This is a genomic window from Streptomyces tendae, from assembly GCF_014650435.1.
GTDB lineage: Bacteria > Actinomycetota > Actinomycetes > Streptomycetales > Streptomycetaceae > Streptomyces > Streptomyces tendae.
Genome location: NZ_BMUY01000005.1, coordinates 443,606 through 461,312 on the forward strand (window position 1 = coordinate 443,606; position 17,707 = coordinate 461,312).

Sequence of the window (17,707 nt, forward strand, 5' to 3'; positions counted from 1 at the left end):
CGGCGCCGTTAAGAACGGCTACGCCCCTGTTGTCCGCCTTGTCTAGGCGTCGCCGTAGGCCTCTCCGCCCAGTTCGAACCCGGCCGAGCCCGCGGTGGCGTCCGCGAGCCAGGAGCGGAAGGTGTCCACCTCGGCCTCCGGCAGACCGACCTCGATGGTGACGGCCTCGCCGTACCGCACGTCGCGCACCGCTCGGCCGGCGGTGCGCAGGTCGTTCTGGAGCTTCCCGGCCCGCTGGTGGTCGACGGTCACCGTGGCCAGGCGGAACCGGCGCCGGGTGAGGGTGCCGAGGTCGTCCAGGGCTTCGCCGACCGCGCCGCCGTAGGCGCGGATGAGGCCGCCCGCGCCGAGCTTGACGCCCCCGTAGTAGCGGGTGACGACGGCGACGACGTACCGCATGTCGCGGCGCAGCAGCATCTGGAGCATCGGGACGCCCGCGGTGCCTCCCGGCTCGCCGTCGTCGCTCGCCTTCTGGACGGCGGCGTCGGCGCCGATGACGTACGCCCAGCAGTTGTGGGTGGCGTCGGCGTGCTCCTTGCGCACGGCGGCGACGAAAGCCTGGGCGTCCTGTTCGGTGGCGGCCGGGGCGAGGGCGCACAGGAAGCGCGAGCGGTTGATCTCGGTTTCGTGCACGCCCGCGCGGGCGACCGTGCGGTACTCGTCCTGCATCCGGCCAGCCTATGCGTTCGCCCTGCCGGGCCCCTCGGGGGCGTCGTCGCGGCCCCCGGCGGCGACCGCGGTCACGGCGGGGAGCCGACGTCCCGGGTGAGGTGGAGGCCGAGGAAGCGGTCGGCGTAGGCGCAGATCTCGAACCGGACGCCGTCGGCGAGGTCCGGGTCGGTCTCCACGCGGCGCAGCAGGCGCAGTACCCCGGGGGCGTCCAGGTCGTCCTCCCAGGCGGCCCTCAGCCGGTCGCGCACCTCGCCCGGGACGGGGCGCGAGGGGTGCCGGGCCCAGTCGGCGACCGCGCGGCGCAGGCGCGCCAGGGTGTCCCGGGCCTCGTCCAGCACGGCGGCGTCGAGCTCCACGCGCGCGTGGTGGTGGCGCTCCAGCAGGGCGAGGCGCACGGCGTCGGGGTCGGCGAGGTCGGAATCGAGGTCGAGAGCGGCCGGTCGCACGGGTGCGACGGCGACCGTCGTCGCGTCGCGGGCGTCCTCGTCGCCGCCCTCGGCCCCGCCCTCGTCCTCCTCTTCGGCCACGGGTTCGGCCGCGCCCGCAGCCGTGGCTTCGGCCACGACGCGCACGCCCTGTCCGACGGCCGGTCCGTGTCCCGTGGCGGCGCCGTCCTCGAAGGGCCGGATGCCGAGGGCGGCGGCGTCCTTGCGCAGCCGGTCCGGCTCCGCCGTACCGGTCAGCACGGCCCACGCGGGTGTGCCGCCGAGTTCCAGGGCGCGCATCAGGAGGTCCGCGACCAACAGCACGCGCAGGGCGCCGGCATCACGCCCCCGTACGTGCGCCTCGACACGGGTCGGCGCCCGGCGGGCGGGCGCGGCGGGGGCGGGTTCTCCGGTACGGGCGTCGATGATGCGCAGCACGGGGCGAGCGTAGGCGGGAGCGCGCGGCGGCGCACCGGGGCGCGCTCGCCGCAGCCCGCCCAGCGCAAGGGAATCCCGGCACGTCGCCGTCCGTTGTCCGGACCGGGAGGTCCGATCCGCGGGCCGCCCTGGAGCACGAGGAGGCCGCCGGTGTACGGCGACGAGGCAACCGTCCGAAAGATCCTCACCGAGCTGGGTGACACCTGGGCCGTGGTGGGCCTGTCGAACAACCGGCAGCGCGCGGCGTACGGCGTCGCCGAGGTGCTGCAGCGGTTCGGCAAGCGTGTCGTGCCGGTGCACCCGAAGGCGGAGACGGTGCACGGGGAGCAGGGTTACGCCTCGCTCGCGGACATCCCCTTCGACGTGGACGTCGTCGACGTCTTCGTCAACAGCGACCTGGCCGGACCGGTCGCCGACGCGGCGGTCGCCAAGGGCGCCGACGCGGTCTGGTTCCAGCTCGGCGTGGTCGACGAGGCGGCGTACGGGCGGACCAGGGACGCCGGCCTGGAGATGGTGATGGACCGCTGCCCGGCGATCGAGATCCCGCGGCTGGGCTGAACGGGGCGGCGCTCACCCGCCCGTACCGGGACCGGACTCGATGACCACCACGCGGGCCCAGTCGGGCGGTCCGTCGGGGACGTACTCCGGGTCGTCCTCGTCCCAGGAGCCGCCCGTCCGCTCCCGGGGGAACAGGCCGACCACCGTCCGGCACGGCGGCCGCGTGTCCGGCCAGGGCGTCTGCCCGTCGGTCAGCACCACGACGGCGTCCGGCGCGGGACGCGCCCCGAGCGCCTTCGCGAAGCCGGTGCGCAGGTCCGTGCCGCCGCCGCCCACCAGCGGGATCCCCTCCTCCCGGCACAGGGAGTGCGCGAGGCGGGCCGCCGCGTCGCACGGCACCACGCTGACCAGGTCGCGTCGGCCGCCGACGGCGCGGGCGATCGCGGCGACCTCCAGGAGCGCGCTGCCCAGTTCGGCGTCGCTGACCGATCCCGAGGTGTCGATGACCACGGCGACCCGGGGCGGTCTGCGTCGCAGGCTGGGCAGGACCACACCGGGTGTGCCGGCCGAGCGGCGCGACGGCCGGCCGTACGTGTAGTCCTCGCCCGCGCCGCCCGAGGAGGTCGCCGAGCGGACCGCGGCCCCCAGCAACTCGCGCCAGGGCTGCGGAGGGTGGAACACCTTCTCGGCCCACCGCCGCCAGCCCTTCGGGGCCTTTCCCGGGGCGGCGTTGATGCCCCGCGCCACCCGGAAGCGCACCGCGTCCCGTTCCTGCTCGCTGAGTCCGTCCGCGCCGTCCGGACCGAGGTCCCACTCCCTTTCGAGGCCGTCGGCCCCGCTGCCGCAGTCCAGCCAGGCCAGGCTCTCGGTGAGCCGCCCCAGCCGGAACTGGCGCAGGTAGTCCTCCATGAGCTGCCCCTCGGGCAGGTGCAGGAACCCCGGGTCCACCGCGCCCTCGGGGCGGACCAGTCCGTCGCCGAACACGTCGTCGTTGATCTCGCAGTCCGCGGCGATGTTCATCCGCAGCCGTTCCGCCGGGCCGGTCAGCCCGCGCTCGCGTGCCACCCGGTCGCTGCGCCCGTGGTGGTCGCGCAGCAGGTGCGAGACCTCGTGCACCCACACCCCGGCCAGTTCCTCCACGGGCGTGCGGTCCACGAAGACCGGTGAGGCGTAGCACCGCCAGTACCGGTCGACGGCCATGGTCGGCACCCCGCGCGACGGGACGACGTGCAGGGCGAACAGGGCCGTGGCCAGGTAGGGCCGGGCCCGGGCGGCGTGCAGCCGGGCGGCGTAGAGCTTGTCGAGGTCGATCCGCACCCGGAGCCGCGTCAGCTGCCGCGTCTGCTGCTGCGCCTGCTGCCGTGTCTGCCGCTTCGCCTGCTGCCGCGTCTGCTGCTTCGCCATCTGCTGGGTCTGCTTCATCGGCCCGCCCGCGCGGTGCCCGCGATCCGTGCCGCGGCACGGTCGGCCGCGTGGTCCGCTCGCCGGGAGAGGGACATGGCCCCGGCGAGCCGGTCGATCGTGGCCGGGACGTCCCAGTCCTGCCGCCGCAGTGCGGCGAGCGTCGTCGCCGGAACGACCACGACGTCCGGCGCGCCGGTCTCCATCGCCCGGGCCAGCAGCGCCCACGCCGCGTCCCACCGGGACTTCTCCGGCCGCTTGCGCACCGCGGCGACCACCCCGTCCAGCACGGCCTGGCGGAGGTCGCCCCGTTCGGGCAGCACGGCGCCCGCCGGGTCGGCGAGCAGGGTCTCGGGGTCCGGGAGGTCCATCCGGTCCAGGCTCGCCATCAGTTCGAGGCCGGGCCCGTCCCCCACGGTTCCGCGCACCAGCAGGGAGAGCACCTCCCCGGACGAACCGGCCGCGGTCGCGAAGGCGATCAGGCACAGGGTCATCTCCCAGCTCCGGGGCGACGGCCAGGCGCCGCCCCGGCGCGTCTCGCCGCTGGGCAGCCGGTGCACGAGTGCGGGGCGGGCGGTGAGGAACTCGCACACCGCCCGGCGCGCATGGCGCACCGCCTCCTCCAGCCGGGCCGGGTCGAGGCTGGGCAGGGTCGCCCGGGGCCAGGTCCCGCCGAGGCCGCGTACGACGACGTCCTGGTCGTGGGTCCACTGGAGATGGACGAACCGGTTGGCGAGCGGCGGGCTCAACTCCCAGCCGTCGGCCGCCGAGGACCGCGGGTTGGCGGCGGCCACGATCCGGACGCCGGGCGGCAGCCGCAGCGCGCCGATCCGCCGTTCGAGGACGAGCCGGAGCAGCGCCGCCTGCACGGCGGGCGGCGCGGTGGACAGCTCGTCGAGGAACAGCAGCCCCCGGCCGGCCCGCGCCAGGCGCACGGCCCAGTCCGGCGGGGCCATCGGAACGCCCTGTTCCGCGGGGTCGTCGCCCACGACGGGGAGCCCGGAGAAGTCGGACGGTTCGTGCACGCTCGCGATGACGGTGGTCAGCGGGAGGTCCAGGGCGGTGGCGAGCTGGGTGAGTGCCGCGGTCTTGCCGATCCCGGGCTCGCCCCACAGCAGTACGGGGAGGTCGGCGGCGACGGCGAGGGTGAGGGCCTCCAGCTGGATGTCGGGGCGCGGTTCGGTGGTCGTGTCGCGCAGGAGCGTCAGCAGTTCACCTGCGACGTCGAGCTGGGAGGGCACTGCGGGGGCGCATGTGGTCATGTGTCATCACCTGAGGGTCGGTCGTGGAAAGGAATCAACGCAGGGGGTTCGGCGCGGGCGGGACACCCGCCGTGCCCGAGGTCAGTCGAAGGTGGCGTGGCGGGGGCGGGAGCGACCCGTGCGGGGGCGGTGCCGGTCCGGGCGGAGACGTCGTCCCGCAGGGGGCTCGTCGAGTCCCGCGCGGAACATGCCGTGGGCGACCCGCCGCAGCGCGGCGGCCTCCAGGTCGTCCCGCAGGGCGCCGTCCCGCAGACGTGCGGCGGGGCCCAGCAGGCTCTCCACGGCGGCGAGGGCACCGGCGGTGTCCCCGTGGTTCAGGCGCTCACGGATGTCGGGGAGGCTCTCCGGGCTCCGGTGCGCCGCGTCGATCACCTGGAAGCAGGGCAACGGTGTACCGGTCAGCGCGGCGAGCAGTTCCTCCCGGCGGACCTCGGCCGGATCGTGGTCCAGGGCGGCCAGCGCCCCGTCGACGAAGCCGATCCGGTGCCTGGTTCCCCGGCAGTCCACGATCCGCGGGCCCGTCGCCGCATCCGGTGTCCGGAGCGGGGCGGCCGGGACGTGGTCCGGCACCAGTGCGGGGGCCACCAGCGGGTGCAGCCGGTCGGCCTCGATCGCACCGGCGCGGACCAGTTCCAGGTCGGGCAGCACCCAGGTGGCGGCGTCGGGGAGCACCGGCAGCGCGGACGGGGCACCGCCCGTGGGCGCCGCGAGGATCCGCGGGGCGGACGGACGGGTGCCGACCGCGGCCGGTTCCAGGACCAGCCGCCGCCCGGCTCCGACCCGTACGACGACCGCTCCCGTACCGCCGTCCTCGGCCCGGAGCAGGATGCGCGCCTCGGCGTCCCACCGGTCCAGGGCGCACCGCCTCCCGTACGGCACCGTCACCCCGGCGCTCCCGAGTCCGGGCGGCGCCGCGCCCGGCGGCGGCAGGTCGGCGCCCGAGCGGACGCGCAGCTCACCGGTCCTGCGCGCGTCCCACAGGTGACGGTGCAGGTCGAGCCGGAAGCGCCGGCTGGGCCGGGGATGCGGATGCCGTGCGCTACCGGGGTCCTGGCCCGAACCGTCCCACAGCGCGAGGCTGATGCGCTGGCCGCCGTCCGCCCAGGCGGGCGGGGTACGCACGACGAGGTGCACCGGACGTATGCCGTCGCGCCCCTCGGTGTCGTACCGGGCCAGGGTGAGCGTCAGCCCCGGTCGCAGCAGCCCGTCCGGGGCGATTCTCGGCATGTGCCAGCGCAGCAGGTCGGGAGCGAGGTGGCGCAGGTCGGCGCGGATCCGGGAGGCGAGGGCGTGGCCATGGGTGCGCGCGAGCCGACGCAGGTCGAGGTCGACGTCGAAGGCAGCGGCGGCGCACGCGCCGGCCCAGTCCCCGGCACGACGGCGGGCGGTCGCGGTCTCGATCATGGCGGGCGGCACGGCGAAGCGACGCACGCGCTGCCAGAGGGAGAGGCGGGATTCGGAGTCCCCGTTCACGAGGTGAGTGGCCATCAGCACTCACCTTGCGCGGACGGGTCCCCCAATCTGCCGACAGGAGGAGTAGTCATCGCGGGGAGCCTAGCTTCACCGATGCGGACCCGCCAGGTGTTTTGTCGCGGGGAGGGCCGTCGCGAGCGTTCCCGCGGTCCGCGCGCCGCCGACATAATGTCCGGGTGACCGCACCCTCTCTCAGCGCCAACTCCGGTAGTTCTCACGGCTGTTCCGTCGTCGTGGTGGGCGCGGGGCCCGCCGGGCTGACCGTCGGCAACATCCTGCGCGCCGCGGGTGTCGACTGTCTGGTGCTGGAGACGGAGACCCGCGAGTTCGTCGAACACCGGCCGCGGGCCGGGGTCATCGAGGAGTGGGCCGTGCGCGGACTGGAACGGCGCGGGCTGGCACGGACCCTGCTGGAGCGGGCACAGGCGCACACCGAGTGCGAGTTCCGGTTCGCCGGGGAGCGCTACCGCTTCGCGTACACCGAGCTGACGGGGCGACACCACTTCATCTACCCGCAGCAGTTCCTGGTGACGGACCTGCTGCGCCAGTACGCGGACGCGCGGGGCGGCGAGATCCGGTTCGGCGTCCGGGACGTACGCCTGCACGGCCTCGAGTCCGGGCGGCCGTCGGTGTCGTACCTGTGCCCGGACTCCGGTGAACGCCGGTTCGTGACGGCGGACTTCGTCGCGGGCTGCGACGGTGCGCGCGGGGTGACCCGGGCGTCGCTGCCTCCCGGGCGGGCCCGCCTCGCCCGTCACGACTACGGCGTCGGCTGGCTGGCACTGCTGGCCGAGGCGCCGCCGTCCTCGGACTGCGTGGTGTTCGGCATGCATCCGCGGGGTTTCGCCGGGCACATGGCACGCAGCCCGGAGGTGACCCGCTACTACCTCCAGTGCCCGCCGGGCGACGACCCGGCGAACTGGCCGCACGAGCGCGTCTGGGCAGAGCTGAGGGAACGGCTGGGCGCGGCCGGCGCACCGCCGCTCAGGGAGGGGCGGCTGATCGAGAAGCGCGTGCTCGACATGCACGGTTACGTGGTCGAGCCGATGGCCTTCGGGCGGCTCTTCCTGGCCGGGGACGCCGCGCACCTGACCGCGCCCATCGCCGCCAAGGGCCTGAACCTCGCCCTGCACGACGCCTTCCTGCTCGGTGACGGATTGGTGGCGTCCCTGACGCGGGGCGACCACTCCGGACTGTCCGGCTACTCGGCCGCATGTCTCACGCGGGTGTGGGACTACCAGGAGTTCTCCCAGTGGCTCGCGGAGATGTACCACGGCACGGCGTCGGGCGATCCGTACCGTGCGGGTGCCGCGCTGGCCCGGCTGCGCCGCCTGTTCGACTCGCCGGTCGCGGCGACGGAGTTCGCCGAGCGGTACCTCGGCGTGCGGACCACCGGCTGAGGCGCCCCGGCGCGCCGCCCCCACCGTGCGCTGCGGTCGGGGACGGCAGTGGTTCAGTCGTGCAGCGGCCGGCCGCCGAGCCGGTGGTCGGCCACGTTCAGTGCCTCGTCGACCAGGCGGCGCAGATGCCCGTCGCGCAGTGAGTACACGACCCGGCGGCCCTCCTTGCGGGTGTCGACCAGCCCAGCCAGGCGCAGCCGGGCCAGATGCTGGCTGACCGCCGGACGGGCCGCCCCGCATGCCTCGGTGAGGGTCGTGACGTCGGCCTCGCCCCCGGTCAGGGCGTGCAGCAGGGTCAGACGGGTCCGGTCGCCGAGCAGGGCGAGGACCTCGGCGGCGAGCGCGAACTGCTCCTCGCCCGGTGTGCGCGGGTGCGCATCGTCCGCAGTCGACAGGTGCGTGCGTGCGCTCATACGCACATAATGGCGTCGTGGACGGCACACGTCCACCCACCGCCCCGGCCCACGCCCACGCACCGCACCGCACCGCACCCGCGCACGGACGACCGGAGCACAGCACACCCGGGCACGGACGACCGGAGCACACCACACCCGGCACAGACGACCGGAGCACCGCGGCACGCACCGGAAGGGGCACCCATGAGCGACCCGCACCGGCACCACCACCACGAAGTCCCGCACCCCGACCGCTCCCCCGCCACCCGGCGGCGCAGGTGGGCGCACCGCCTCGCGCACCGGCTCACCCCGCATTCCCACGAGAGCGCCGACAAGCTGGACCCGGCCCTGGAGTCCTCGGCCCGCGGCCTGCGCGCGCTGTGGGTGTCACTGGCGGTGCTGGGCGCGACGGCGCTGGTCCAGGCGGCCGTGGTGGTCGTCTCCGGGTCGGTGGCGCTGCTCGGCGACACGGTGCACAACACGGCGGACGCGCTGACCGCCGTACCGCTGGGCATCGCCTTCGTCCTGGGTCGGCGCGCGGCCACCCGGCGCTTCACCTACGGCTACGGGCGGGCGGAGGACCTGGCCGGTGTCGTGGTCGTCCTGACGATCACCGCATCCGCCGTGCTCGCGGCGTGGACGGCGGTGGACCGGCTGCTCGACCCCCGCCCCGTCGCGCACGTCCCGGCGGTCGCCGTCGCGGCCCTGGTCGGCTTCGCCGGCAACGAGTGGGTGGCCCGCCACCGGATCCGCGTGGGCCGCGAGATCGGGTCCGCCGCGCTGGTCGCCCGACGGACTGCACGCCCGCACCGACGGCTACACCTCGCTGGCCGTGCTGCTGGGCGCCGGGGGCGCGGCGCTGGGGTGGCGGCTCGCCGACCCGATCGTGGGGCTGGCGATCACGGCCGCGATCGTCCTGGTCCTGCGGGACGCGGCGCGCGAGGTGTTCCGGCGGCTGATGGACGCGGTCGACCCGGCCCTGGTGGACCGGGCCGAGCGGGTCCTGGACGAGGTCCCCGGCGTGCGCGGGGTGGGCGAACTGCGGCTGCGCTGGATCGGGCACCGGCTGCGCGCCGAGGTCGCGCTGGTGGTGGACGGCGAGGCGACGGTCCGGGAGGCCCACCGCATCGCCGTGGCGGCCGAGCACGCCCTGCTGCACGCGGTGCCGCGGCTCACCGCCGCCCTGGTCCACGCGGATCCGGCGCCCTCCCCGGGCGAGGCGGATCCGCATCTGGCGCTCGCCCACCACGCCGCCGCGTGACGGGTCAGGCGACGCCCAGCCCCTCCAGGACCTCGGCCCCGGGCAGCTCCGTGAATGCCTTGCCCGGCACGAGCAGTTTGCCGCGCCGGCGTCCGCTGCCGACGAGGACGTACGGCAGGTCGACGACGGCCGAGTCCACCAGCACCGGCCAGTCACCGGGCAGACCGACCGGGGTGATGCCGCCGTACTCCATGCCGGTCTCCCCCGTGGCCGTGTCCATCGGGGCGAAGGACGCCTTGCGCGCACCGAGATGACGGCGTACGACGCCGTTGACGTCGACGCGGGTGGTGGAGAGGACCACGCAGGCGGCGAGCGTCGTGCCACCGCCGCGCTTGCCGGAGACCACCACGCAGTTGGCGGACTGTTCCAGCAGCTCACGGCCGTAGTGCTCGACGAAGGTGGCCGTGTCGGCCCAGTCCGGCTCGGTGTCGACGTAGAGGATCTGGTCGGCGGGTACGGTGCCGCTCCAGTGGCGTACGGCGTCGGCGACCGGGCGGGTCAGTCGGTCGAGGCAGTCCGGGGCAGGCGTGGCGCTGTCGAAGTTCCCGATGGGTGCGTGCATGGCGGCACGCTAACAACCGCCGGGGCCCCCGAGAACGGGCGTCTCAGCGAACGGGCGGCACCGAGACCGCCATGATCATCTCCATCGGGACGTCGCCCTCGTTGCCGTACGTGTGCGGGGTGTCGGACTCGAAGGAGGCGCTCGCGCCGGTCGGCACGCGGTGGGTCACCCCGTCGACGGTGAGGGCGAGTTCGCCCGAGGTGACGTGCACCAGCTCGACCGTGCCACCGGGGTGCGGGTCGGAGAGGCTGTGCTCGCCCGGCATCAGCCGCCACTCCCACATCTCCAGCGGGCCGGGCGCCTCCACTCCGGCGAGGAGCCGGCTGAAGCTGCCGGCGTCGGTGTGCCAGAGACGGACGGCCCGGTCGGCGGGGACGACGCGGACCGTGGGGCCCTGTTCCCAGTCGAGCAGGGTGGTGATGCTGATACCGAGGGCGTCGCCGATCTTCACGACGGTCCCGAGGCTGGGGTTGGTGCGCGCCTGCTCGATCTGGATGAGCATGCCGCGGCTGACCCCGGCGCGCGCCGCGAGCGCCTCCAGGGTGAAGCCGCGCTCGGTGCGCCAGCGCTTGACGTTGCGCGCCAGGGACTGGGTCAGGAGGTCGAGGTCCGCCACGTTCCGTCCAGGACTGGTACTCGTACAGCTGGTACATGGGTGTGAACAGCTAGTACATGGGTGTGAATGACGTGGTGCGGCAGACTCGACTACGGTCTGCTGCACCCGAAGGTCCACCGAACTGTACTGCGGGGCGACCGGAGCACGGCAGCGCTCCCGGTGGTCGCCCCCCAGGTCGTTCCGTCAGCCCTCCGCGGCCGGTTCCGCGAGTCTGCCCGGCGCGCGCTCCGGGTCCTCGTCCAGCTCGGCGAGGCGGGCCACCGCCTCGGCGTCCAGCTTCGACAGCTCCCGCAGCTGTCCCGGTGTGATCCCGTCGGGGATCGGCACCGGGGCCGGGGTCCGCAGCGGCGGCTGCCAGCCCTCGGCGGGTGTCCAGCGGCGTACGACGCGGGCCGGGGCGCCCGCCACCACGGCGTGGTCGGGGACCGTGCCCCGGACCACGGCACCGGCGGCCACGACCACGTTGCGCCCGATCCTCGCGCCGGGCAGGATCACCGCGCCGGTGCCGATCCAGCAGCCGGGGCCGATCTCCACCGGGTCCATCCGCGGCCACTGCTTGCCGATGGGCTGGTGCGGGTCGTCGTAGGAGTGGTTGGTGGAGGTGACGTAGACGTACGGGCCGAAGTAGCAGTCGCTGCCGATGGTGACGGTGGTGTCCGCGATGACGTGGCTGCCGCGGCCGAGGACGACCCCGTCGCCGATGCGCAGGATCGGCTCGGGGCCGAGGTCGAGGTCGGGCATGAGTCCGGCGGTCAGCGTGACCTGCTCGCCGATGATGCAGTGGGCGCCGACGTGGATCCAGGGCTCGCCGAAGACCGTGCCGAGCGGGAAGGCGAGCCGGGTGCCCCCGCCCAGCGCGCCGAAGCGGAACCGCCCGGGGTGTTCGGCGGTGACGGAACCGGTGCGCTGCACCCAGGCCCAGCCCGCGTGGACGGCCCGCTGCACGAGGCGGCTCCGCCAGGACGAGAACGTGTTCTTGCGGTGGGGCACCCGCTCACGGTAGTCCCGGCGCCCCGCGGACAGGTCCGCACCGTGCTGTGATCTTCACCCCACCGGGTGGCGTACGGTGCCGTAAACACCCGAGCAGGAGGCGAACATGACGCAGAAGGCGCTGATCACGGGCATCGGCGGCAAGGACCCGAAGGTGGACGCGGAGTCCTTCGTGGCGCCGACCGCCTCGGTCGTCGGGGACGTGACGCTGCACGCCGGGGCGAGCGTCTGGTACGGCGCGGTGCTGCGCGGCGACGTCGAGCGGATCTCCGTCGGCGCGGACAGCAACGTCCAGGACAACTGCACCCTCCACGCCGACCCCGGTTTCCCCGTCACCGTCGGCGAGCGGGTCTCCATCGGGCACAACGCCGTGGTGCACGGCGCCACCGTCGAGGACGACTGCCTGATCGGCATGGGCGCCACGGTCCTCAACGGCGCGGTGATCGGCGCCGGTTCACTGGTCGCGGCCCAGGCCCTGGTCCCGCAGGGGATGCGGGTGCCGCCGGGGTCGCTGGTGGCGGGGGTGCCGGCGAAGGTGAAGCGGGAGCTGACGGAGGAGGAGCGTCAGGGGGTCACGCTGAACGGCACGATGTACGCGGCGCTGGCTGGGGAGCATCGGGATGCGGTGGGGGGAGTGCTGTGATCCGCCGTCTGCGGCTTGGTCGTGGCTGGTCGCGCCCACGCGGCGGAGCCGCACATCGAAACAGCCCCGCGCCCCTTGCGGGCGCCTTCACTCCCCGGCGACGACCGGCTCGGGGGTCTGCTGGGCCTTGCTCGCCCTGCGCTTGACGATCAGCATCGAGGCGATGCCGATCAGGACCGCCACCACCAGGCCCAGCCAGGAGAAGCGCTTGAGCCAGTCCTCGGCGACGACGCCGACGTAGTAGATGACGGCGGTGGTGCCGCCCGCCCAGACGATGCCGCCGAGGACGTTGGCGATCAGGAACTTCCAGTACGGCATCCGCAGCACACCGGCCAGCGGGCCCGCGAAGATCCGCAGCAGGGCGACGAAGCGGCCGAAGAAGACGGCCCACATGCCCCACTTCTGGAAGGACCGCTCGGCGGTGGCGACGTGCCCCTCGCTGAAGTGCTTGGGGAACTTCCTGCCCAGCCAGGCCAGCAGGGGCCGGCCGCCCTTGCGGCCGATGGCGTAGCCGATGGAGTCGCCGATCACCGCGCCCGCGCTGGCGCAGGCGCCGAGGACCACCGGGTCGATCCCGCCGTGCTGCGACGACAGCAGGGCCGCCGACACCAGGATGATCTCGCCGGGCAGCGGGATGCCCAGGCTCTCCAGACCGATGACCAGCGCGACGACGGCGTAGACGGCCGCCGCGGGCACCGTGTCGAGCCATTCCTGGACGTGCAACGCCCCACCCTCCGCTTCGCGTACCTGCTTCCCGGTGCGCCTCTATCGAGGCGCACCGGGAAGGGTACCGGGTCGGCGGGGGTCAGCCGTTGGGGCGCAGGGTCCATATGACGGTCATCTCACCGGTGACGGCTCCGTCCTCGCGCTGGATGGCGACGCTCACCGGGAATTCGGGCCGGCTGCCCGCGTCCAGTTCGGCGACGACCTCGGCGGCGGGTCGGCCGAGCGTCGCGGTGGCGGTGACCGGGCCGAGGGCGATCTTCTTGAAGGCGATCTCCGCGGTGACCGGCAGCGGCACCGCCCGGGAGAGCTGGTCGCCGAAGGCGGCCAGCACGATCGCGCCGCTGGCCGACTCGCCCAGCGTGAACATGGCTCCGGCGTGCGGTCCGCCGACGTGGTTGCGGTACTCGCTCTGGTCCGGGAGGGCCAGGACGGCCTTCTCCGGGGTGGTCTCCAGGTACTCGAGGTTCAGGGTCCTGACCATCGGCACCGTGGCGGCGAGCAACTCGCCGATCGACATCTGATCTGCGCTCATGACGGAAGGTTACCCACGAGTAGCTTCCAGGGCCAGGGACTCGGGAAGATCGCCGTATGCTGGGCGCCCATGTGGCCAGGAGAGCAGTCATCCACCGGCGGGCCGGACCCGCGGCAGCCCAACCCGTACCGGCAGCCCGGCTACCAGCAGCCGCAGCCGTACGCGGGACAGCAGCAGCCCGCACCCTGGAACGCGCCCACGGTCACGTCCGGCGGACCGGGCGGCCGGGGACCGGGCGGCGGCCGTACGAAGGTAGTGGCGGTCGTGGCCGCCGCGGTCGTGGTGGTCGCCGCCGCCGTGACCGGGGTCGTCCTGCTGGGCGGGGGCGACGACGACGGGGCCCGGCCCGGCCCGACCGCTTCCTCCGCCGCCTCCGCCCCGTCCGCCTCCACCGCCGACGACCCGCGCGGCGGTGACGGCGCACCGAAGCCCACCGTCGAGGGCTGGACCGTCGTGGCCAACCCCGATCACGGCATCGCCTTCGACGTACCGGCGTCCTGGGTGCCGCAGTCGCGCGACTGGGTCACCTACGTCGCCGAGGACGACGACCCCGACGAGAAGCCCCTGGTCGCCATGAAGGCCCCCGCCGTCCTGAAGGAGAAGTGGTGCGGGTCGGACGGCGACCGGGACGGCTCGGTCGAGTACACGCCCCTGGCCAGTGCGGGCACCCGCGGCAACAACGGCGCCCGGAGCACCGAGGAGATCGCCCGGACCGACTCCGCGACCTGGGTCTACGGGGCCTACACCCAGCCGGACCGGGACAAGGTCTCCACCGGCCCCGTGACGTCGTTCACCACCGCGTCCGGCATCGAGGGCAGCATGGCGACCTCCCGGTCCTCCGGGGTGGCGAAGAAGGACAAGTGCGACGTGAACGGCAAGGCGACCACCTTCGCCTTCAAGTCCGCCGACGGCGACTTCGTCTCGTGGTCGTTCTTCGGCGCGGCCGGCGTCGCCGACGAGGTGCCCGAGGCCACCGTCCGCAAGATTCTGGCCACCGTCAGGGAGTACACCGCGTCGGACGCCTAGGATCCGCGGTTTCGGTACGTCCCTGACAAGGGCCGGTGACCGAATCGTTTCCTGGACGGCATTAGGGTGACTGCTCATGTGGCCAGGACAGCAGCCGCCCGGGGGCGAGCAGAACCCGCAGGACAATCCGTACCAGCAGCCGGGGTACCAGCAGCCGAATCCGTATCAGCAGCCCGGCTACCAGCAGCAGCCCGGCGCGTACGGGCAGCAGCAGTGGAGCACGCCGCAGCCGGCCACCGTTCCGCAGCCCGCGACGGGGAGCGGCGGCGGTGGTGGCGGCAACCGGACGAAGCTGGTCGCGATCATCGCGTCCCTCGCCGTGGTGGTGGCCGCCGGTGTCACCGGGTTCCTGGTGCTGGGCGGCGACAAGGACGACCAGGCCGACGACGGCAAGGACAAGAAGACGTCCGCCAGCCCGACCGTGGAGAAGTCCGAGTCCCCCACCGCCGACCCGAGCGCGTCGGGCTCCGACGAGAACCCGCGCGGGGGCGAGGGGGCCAAGGCCACCGTCGACGGCTGGAAGGTCGTCGCCAACCCGCGCTTCGGCACCATGTTCGACGTGCCCGCGGACTGGGAGATCGACAGCACCGACACCAGCGTCGGCTTCGAGTGGGAGGAGGACGGGAAGACCGACCGCACCACGGTCACCGCCCCGGCCTACCTGAAGTCCGAGTGGTGCACGACCGACGAGAACAAGGACGGCCGCAAGGAGAGCACCGCGCTCGCCACCACCGGCACCCGTGGTGAGAGCGGCGCCAAGACCACCGACCAGGCGGCCGAGACGCGGGTGCCGTGGTGGATCTACGGCGGTTACACCGAACCGGACAAGAAGAGCGTGAAGTACGGCAAGCCGAAGCCGTACACCACCGCTTCGGGCATCAAGGGGAGTGTCATCACGGCACACTCGGAGGGCGCTCCCAAGAAGGGCAAGTGCGACACCGAGGGCAAGGCGATCACCTTCGCGTTCAAGAACGGCGCGGGCGACTTCGTCACCTGGAACCTCTACGGCCCCAAGGGCGTCAAGGAGGAGCTCCCGGAGGCGACGATCCAGAAGATCCTCGCCACCGTGCGCCTCACCGAGGAGCCGCCGACCGAGTCGTAGCGCACCCGCGCCGCGGGGCCCGTACGCCGCTCAGCCGATGCCGAAGGCTCCGGCGGGCGGCTCGGGCGACGGTACGGCCTCCTCGTCGCGCACCGGCCGGGCGTCGCCGGTGAAGTCCCGCAGGGCGGGCCCGTGCTCGACCCGGGCCGGGAAGGCGTCGGCGGCGGCGCGCCGGGCCAGCGCCCCGGTGTCCAACGGGCGGTGCGCGGCGACGAGCACCGCGTTGCCGAAGCGGCGCCCGCGCAGCACACCCGGTTCGGCGATCAGCGCCAGCTCCTCGAAGCACTCGGCGAGTCCGGCGAGTTGGCCGCGCAGGAACCCGAACGGCGCCGCGTCGGCCAGGTTGGCCACGTACACGCCGTCGGCACGCAGGACCCGGGCCGCCTCGCGCACGTAGCCGACGGAGGTCAGGTGCGCGGGCACGCGCGAGCCCCCGAAGACGTCGGCGACCAGGACGTCCGCCGAGTCCGCGGGGGCGGCTTCCAGCCAGGCGCGGGCATCGGCGCCGTGTGCGGTGATGCCCGCGCCCGCCGGCAGCGGCAGGTGCTCGGCGACCAGGTCGAGCAGCCCCCGGTCGGCCTCCACCACGTCCTGGCGCGAGCCTGGCCGGGTCGCGGCCACGTACCGGGGCAGGGTGAACGCGCCGCCGCCCAGGTGCAGGACGTCCAGCGGGCGTCCCGGCTCGGCGACCGTGTCCAGGACGTGGCCGAGCCGGCGCGTGTACTCGAACTCCAGGTGCGCCGGCTCGTCCAGGTCGACGTACGACTGCGGCGCCCCGTCGACGGTGAGCAGCCAGGCCCGTTCCCGATCGACGTCGGGCATGAGCTTAGCGGTGCCGTGGTCGGTGACCCGGCTGACGGGTATGGCTTCGTTCACCCGTCCATTGTGCCGGTGCCCGGCGGGGCGCCCACCCCATCGCACTCACCGTGCTCACCCCACCGCGCTCACTCCACGGCGGTCACCCCACCGCGGTCACCGTCCCCGCGCCCACGGTGCGGCCGCCCTCGCGGATCGCGAAGCCGAGCCCCGTCTCCAGCGGCACGTCCCGTCCCAGCTCGACCGTCATGGTGACGGTGTCCCCGGGCCGGGCGACGGCCGCCTCGCCGAGGTCCACGTCGCCGACCACGTCCGCGGTCCGGATGTAGAACTGCGGCCGGTAGCCGGTGGTCAGCGGTGTGGAGCGGCCGCCCTCGCGCGTCGACAGCACGTACACCCTTGCGGTGAAGCGCCGCGCCGGCACGACACTGCCGGGCGCGGCGACGATGTGCCCCCGGCGCACCGTGTCGCGGGCGACTCCGCGCAGAAGCAGCGCCACGTTGTCCCCGGCCTGGGCCTCCTCCATCGGCTTGCCGAACGTCTCCAGGCCGGTGACGACCGTCTCGACGGACGCCCCGAGCACCTCGACCCGGTCGCCGACGCGCACGGTGCCGCGCTCGACGGCGCCGGTGACGACGGTGCCGCGGCCGGTGATGGTGAGCACGTTCTCCACCGGCAGCAGGAACGGGGCGTCCAGGTACCGCTCGGGCATGGGCACGTACGTGTCCACGGCGTCGAGCAGCGCCTCGACGGACGCCGTCCACCTCGGGTCGCCCTCCAGGGCCTTCAGCCCGGAGACCCGTACGACGGGCACGGCGTCGCCGCCGTAGCCCTGCGCGGTGAGCAGTTCGCGCACCTCCAGCTCGACGAGGTCGGTCAGCACCGTGTCCTCGCCGTCCTCGACGGCGTCGGCCTTGTTGAGCGCGACCACGATGTGGTCCACGCCCACCTGCCGGGCGAGCAGCACGTGTTCGGCGGTCTGCGGCATGATCCCGTCAAGGGCGGAGACGACGAGGATCGCCCCGTCGAGCTGGGTGGCGCCGGTGACCATGTTCTTGACGTAGTCGGCGTGGCCGGGCATGTCGACGTGCGCGTAGTGCCGGGTGTCGGTCTCGTACTCGACGTGCGCGATGTTGATGGTGATGCCGCGCGCCGCCTCCTCCGGGGCGCGGTCGATGCGGTCGAACGGCACGAACGTGCCGGCCCCGCGCTCGGCGAGGACCTTGGTGATGGCGGCGGTCAGGGTGGTCTTGCCGTGGTCGACATGGCCCATCGTGCCGATGTTCAGATGCGGTTTGGTGCGGACGTACGCCGTCTTGGACATGGCGGTACCTCGAAGCCTCGTGGCGGTGGTGGGGACCCCTGGGGCCGGCCGACCCTCCCCCTGCGGGGTCCGCCGGACGATCCGGGGAGGGTCAGCTTCGGGCGCCGTCGACTGCGGCGGTGAAGTGGGCGACGGCAGCCTTCGG

18 protein-coding genes and 1 pseudogene are annotated in these 17,707 nt (G+C 74.1%); 6 read left to right on the forward strand and 13 right to left on the reverse strand.

The genetic code is table 11. From position 1 onward, the window contains the following. Window positions 1-42: 42 nt before the first annotated feature. Window positions 43-669: a YigZ family protein gene (locus IE258_RS16830; RefSeq protein WP_189744258.1), complete on the reverse strand. Its 627-nt coding sequence runs from the start codon at window positions 667-669 to the stop codon at window positions 43-45. Window positions 670-740: 71 nt separating this feature from the next. Next, complete coding sequence (locus IE258_RS16835; RefSeq protein WP_189744260.1) at window positions 741-1,535, reverse strand: hypothetical protein; 795 nt, start codon at window positions 1,533-1,535, stop codon at window positions 741-743. A 150-nt stretch (window positions 1,536-1,685) separates the two neighbouring features. On the opposite strand from IE258_RS16835, the gene IE258_RS16840 reads away from it, so the two are divergent. Beyond that, a complete protein-coding gene (locus IE258_RS16840) occupies window positions 1,686-2,093 on the forward strand; it encodes a CoA-binding protein (protein WP_127894112.1) in 408 nt (135 codons plus the stop codon). Window positions 2,094-2,105: 12 nt separating this feature from the next. Here the strand turns inward: IE258_RS16840 and IE258_RS16845 are convergent, their stop codons facing one another. The 3 genes from IE258_RS16845 to IE258_RS16855 all read right to left on the reverse strand — a co-directional run bounded on the left by IE258_RS16845 (window position 2,106) and on the right by IE258_RS16855 (window position 6,184). Further along, window positions 2,106-3,455 (reverse strand): vWA domain-containing protein, encoded by a 1,350-nt coding sequence (locus IE258_RS16845; protein ID WP_229892146.1) that lies wholly within the window; start codon window positions 3,453-3,455, stop codon window positions 2,106-2,108. Continuing rightward, window positions 3,452-4,696 (reverse strand): AAA family ATPase, encoded by a 1,245-nt coding sequence (locus IE258_RS16850; protein WP_189744262.1) that lies wholly within the window; start codon window positions 4,694-4,696, stop codon window positions 3,452-3,454. Before IE258_RS16850 ends, IE258_RS16845 begins: the two co-directional genes overlap by 4 nt. 81 nt (window positions 4,697-4,777) lie before the next feature. Continuing rightward, window positions 4,778-6,184: a hypothetical protein gene (locus IE258_RS16855; RefSeq protein WP_189744264.1), complete on the reverse strand. Its 1,407-nt coding sequence runs from the start codon at window positions 6,182-6,184 to the stop codon at window positions 4,778-4,780. A gap of 161 nt (window positions 6,185-6,345) precedes the next feature. Here IE258_RS16855 and IE258_RS16860 point away from each other — a divergent pair, with 161 nt between their 5' ends. After that, window positions 6,346-7,569 (forward strand): 4-hydroxybenzoate 3-monooxygenase, encoded by a 1,224-nt coding sequence (locus IE258_RS16860; RefSeq protein WP_189744265.1) that lies wholly within the window; start codon window positions 6,346-6,348, stop codon window positions 7,567-7,569. A gap of 53 nt (window positions 7,570-7,622) precedes the next feature. Here IE258_RS16860 and IE258_RS16865 read toward each other — a convergent pair whose 3' ends face one another. Continuing rightward, window positions 7,623-7,982, reverse strand: a complete 360-nt coding sequence (locus tag IE258_RS16865) for an ArsR/SmtB family transcription factor (RefSeq protein WP_159324775.1) — start codon at window positions 7,980-7,982, stop codon at window positions 7,623-7,625. A gap of 186 nt (window positions 7,983-8,168) precedes the next feature. Between IE258_RS16865 and IE258_RS16870 the strand changes: the two are divergent. Next, window positions 8,169-9,225, forward strand: a pseudogene (locus tag IE258_RS16870) (cation diffusion facilitator family transporter). Window positions 9,226-9,229: 4 nt separating this feature from the next. Here the strand turns inward: IE258_RS16870 and IE258_RS16875 are convergent. The 3 genes from IE258_RS16875 to IE258_RS16885 all read right to left on the reverse strand — a co-directional run bounded on the left by IE258_RS16875 (window position 9,230) and on the right by IE258_RS16885 (window position 11,393). Next, window positions 9,230-9,787 (reverse strand): YbaK/EbsC family protein, encoded by a 558-nt coding sequence (locus IE258_RS16875; RefSeq protein WP_189744267.1) that lies wholly within the window; start codon window positions 9,785-9,787, stop codon window positions 9,230-9,232. A 43-nt stretch (window positions 9,788-9,830) separates the two neighbouring features. Then, window positions 9,831-10,403, reverse strand: a complete 573-nt coding sequence (locus tag IE258_RS16880) for a helix-turn-helix domain-containing protein (RefSeq protein ID WP_189744269.1) — start codon at window positions 10,401-10,403, stop codon at window positions 9,831-9,833. A 183-nt stretch (window positions 10,404-10,586) separates the two neighbouring features. After that, complete coding sequence (locus IE258_RS16885; RefSeq protein WP_189744271.1) at window positions 10,587-11,393, reverse strand: acyltransferase; 807 nt, start codon at window positions 11,391-11,393, stop codon at window positions 10,587-10,589. Window positions 11,394-11,499: 106 nt separating this feature from the next. On the opposite strand from IE258_RS16885, the gene IE258_RS16890 reads away from it, so the two are divergent. Then, complete coding sequence (locus IE258_RS16890) at window positions 11,500-12,036, forward strand: gamma carbonic anhydrase family protein (protein ID WP_189744273.1); 537 nt, start codon at window positions 11,500-11,502, stop codon at window positions 12,034-12,036. 87 nt (window positions 12,037-12,123) lie between these two features. On the opposite strand, the gene IE258_RS16895 is transcribed toward IE258_RS16890, so the two are convergent. Both IE258_RS16895 and IE258_RS16900 read right to left on the reverse strand, forming a co-directional pair. Then, window positions 12,124-12,759, reverse strand: a complete 636-nt coding sequence (locus tag IE258_RS16895; RefSeq protein ID WP_189744275.1) for a DedA family protein — start codon at window positions 12,757-12,759, stop codon at window positions 12,124-12,126. 82 nt (window positions 12,760-12,841) lie between these two features. Next, window positions 12,842-13,279, reverse strand: a complete 438-nt coding sequence (locus IE258_RS16900) for a DUF4442 domain-containing protein (RefSeq protein WP_052838967.1) — start codon at window positions 13,277-13,279, stop codon at window positions 12,842-12,844. 84 nt (window positions 13,280-13,363) lie between these two features. Here IE258_RS16900 and IE258_RS16905 point away from each other — a divergent pair, with 84 nt between their 5' ends. Continuing rightward, window positions 13,364-14,320, forward strand: coding sequence for a DUF8017 domain-containing protein (locus IE258_RS16905; protein ID WP_189744277.1), 957 nt, complete (start codon window positions 13,364-13,366; stop codon window positions 14,318-14,320). Window positions 14,321-14,396: 76 nt separating this feature from the next. Beyond that, window positions 14,397-15,422: a DUF8017 domain-containing protein gene (locus IE258_RS16910; protein ID WP_189744279.1), complete on the forward strand. Its 1,026-nt coding sequence runs from the start codon at window positions 14,397-14,399 to the stop codon at window positions 15,420-15,422. A 30-nt stretch (window positions 15,423-15,452) separates the two neighbouring features. On the opposite strand, the gene IE258_RS16915 is transcribed toward IE258_RS16910, so the two are convergent. Both IE258_RS16915 and tuf read right to left on the reverse strand, forming a co-directional pair. Continuing rightward, complete coding sequence (locus tag IE258_RS16915) at window positions 15,453-16,298, reverse strand: spermidine synthase (RefSeq protein WP_189744281.1); 846 nt, start codon at window positions 16,296-16,298, stop codon at window positions 15,453-15,455. An 82-nt stretch (window positions 16,299-16,380) separates the two neighbouring features. Further along, complete coding sequence (tuf, locus tag IE258_RS16920) at window positions 16,381-17,562, reverse strand: elongation factor Tu (protein WP_189744283.1); 1,182 nt, start codon at window positions 17,560-17,562, stop codon at window positions 16,381-16,383. Between the last annotated feature and the right edge of the window lie 145 nt (window positions 17,563-17,707).

Bases quoted from the DNA above. Each gene is read 5' to 3' on its own strand.
- IE258_RS16830 (WP_189744258.1), bottom strand. From the start codon at position 669: ATGCAGGACGAGTACCGCACGGTCGCCCGCGCGGGCGTGCACGAAACC.
- IE258_RS16845 (WP_229892146.1), bottom strand. From the start codon at position 3,455: ATGAAGCAGACCCAGCAGATGGCGAAGCAGCAGACGCGGCAGCAGGCG.
- IE258_RS16850 (WP_189744262.1), bottom strand. From the start codon at position 4,696: ATGACCACATGCGCCCCCGCAGTGCCCTCCCAGCTCGACGTCGCAGGT.
- IE258_RS16855 (WP_189744264.1), bottom strand. From the start codon at position 6,184: ATGGCCACTCACCTCGTGAACGGGGACTCCGAATCCCGCCTCTCCCTC.
- IE258_RS16865 (WP_159324775.1), bottom strand. From the start codon at position 7,982: ATGAGCGCACGCACGCACCTGTCGACTGCGGACGATGCGCACCCGCGC.
- IE258_RS16875 (WP_189744267.1), bottom strand. From the start codon at position 9,787: ATGCACGCACCCATCGGGAACTTCGACAGCGCCACGCCTGCCCCGGAC.
- IE258_RS16890 (WP_189744273.1), top strand. From the start codon at position 11,500: ATGACGCAGAAGGCGCTGATCACGGGCATCGGCGGCAAGGACCCGAAG.
- IE258_RS16900 (WP_052838967.1), bottom strand. From the start codon at position 13,279: ATGTCGATCGGCGAGTTGCTCGCCGCCACGGTGCCGATGGTCAGGACC.
- IE258_RS16905 (WP_189744277.1), top strand. From the start codon at position 13,364: ATGTGGCCAGGAGAGCAGTCATCCACCGGCGGGCCGGACCCGCGGCAG.
- IE258_RS16910 (WP_189744279.1), top strand. From the start codon at position 14,397: ATGTGGCCAGGACAGCAGCCGCCCGGGGGCGAGCAGAACCCGCAGGAC.
- tuf (WP_189744283.1), bottom strand. From the start codon at position 17,562: ATGTCCAAGACGGCGTACGTCCGCACCAAACCGCATCTGAACATCGGC.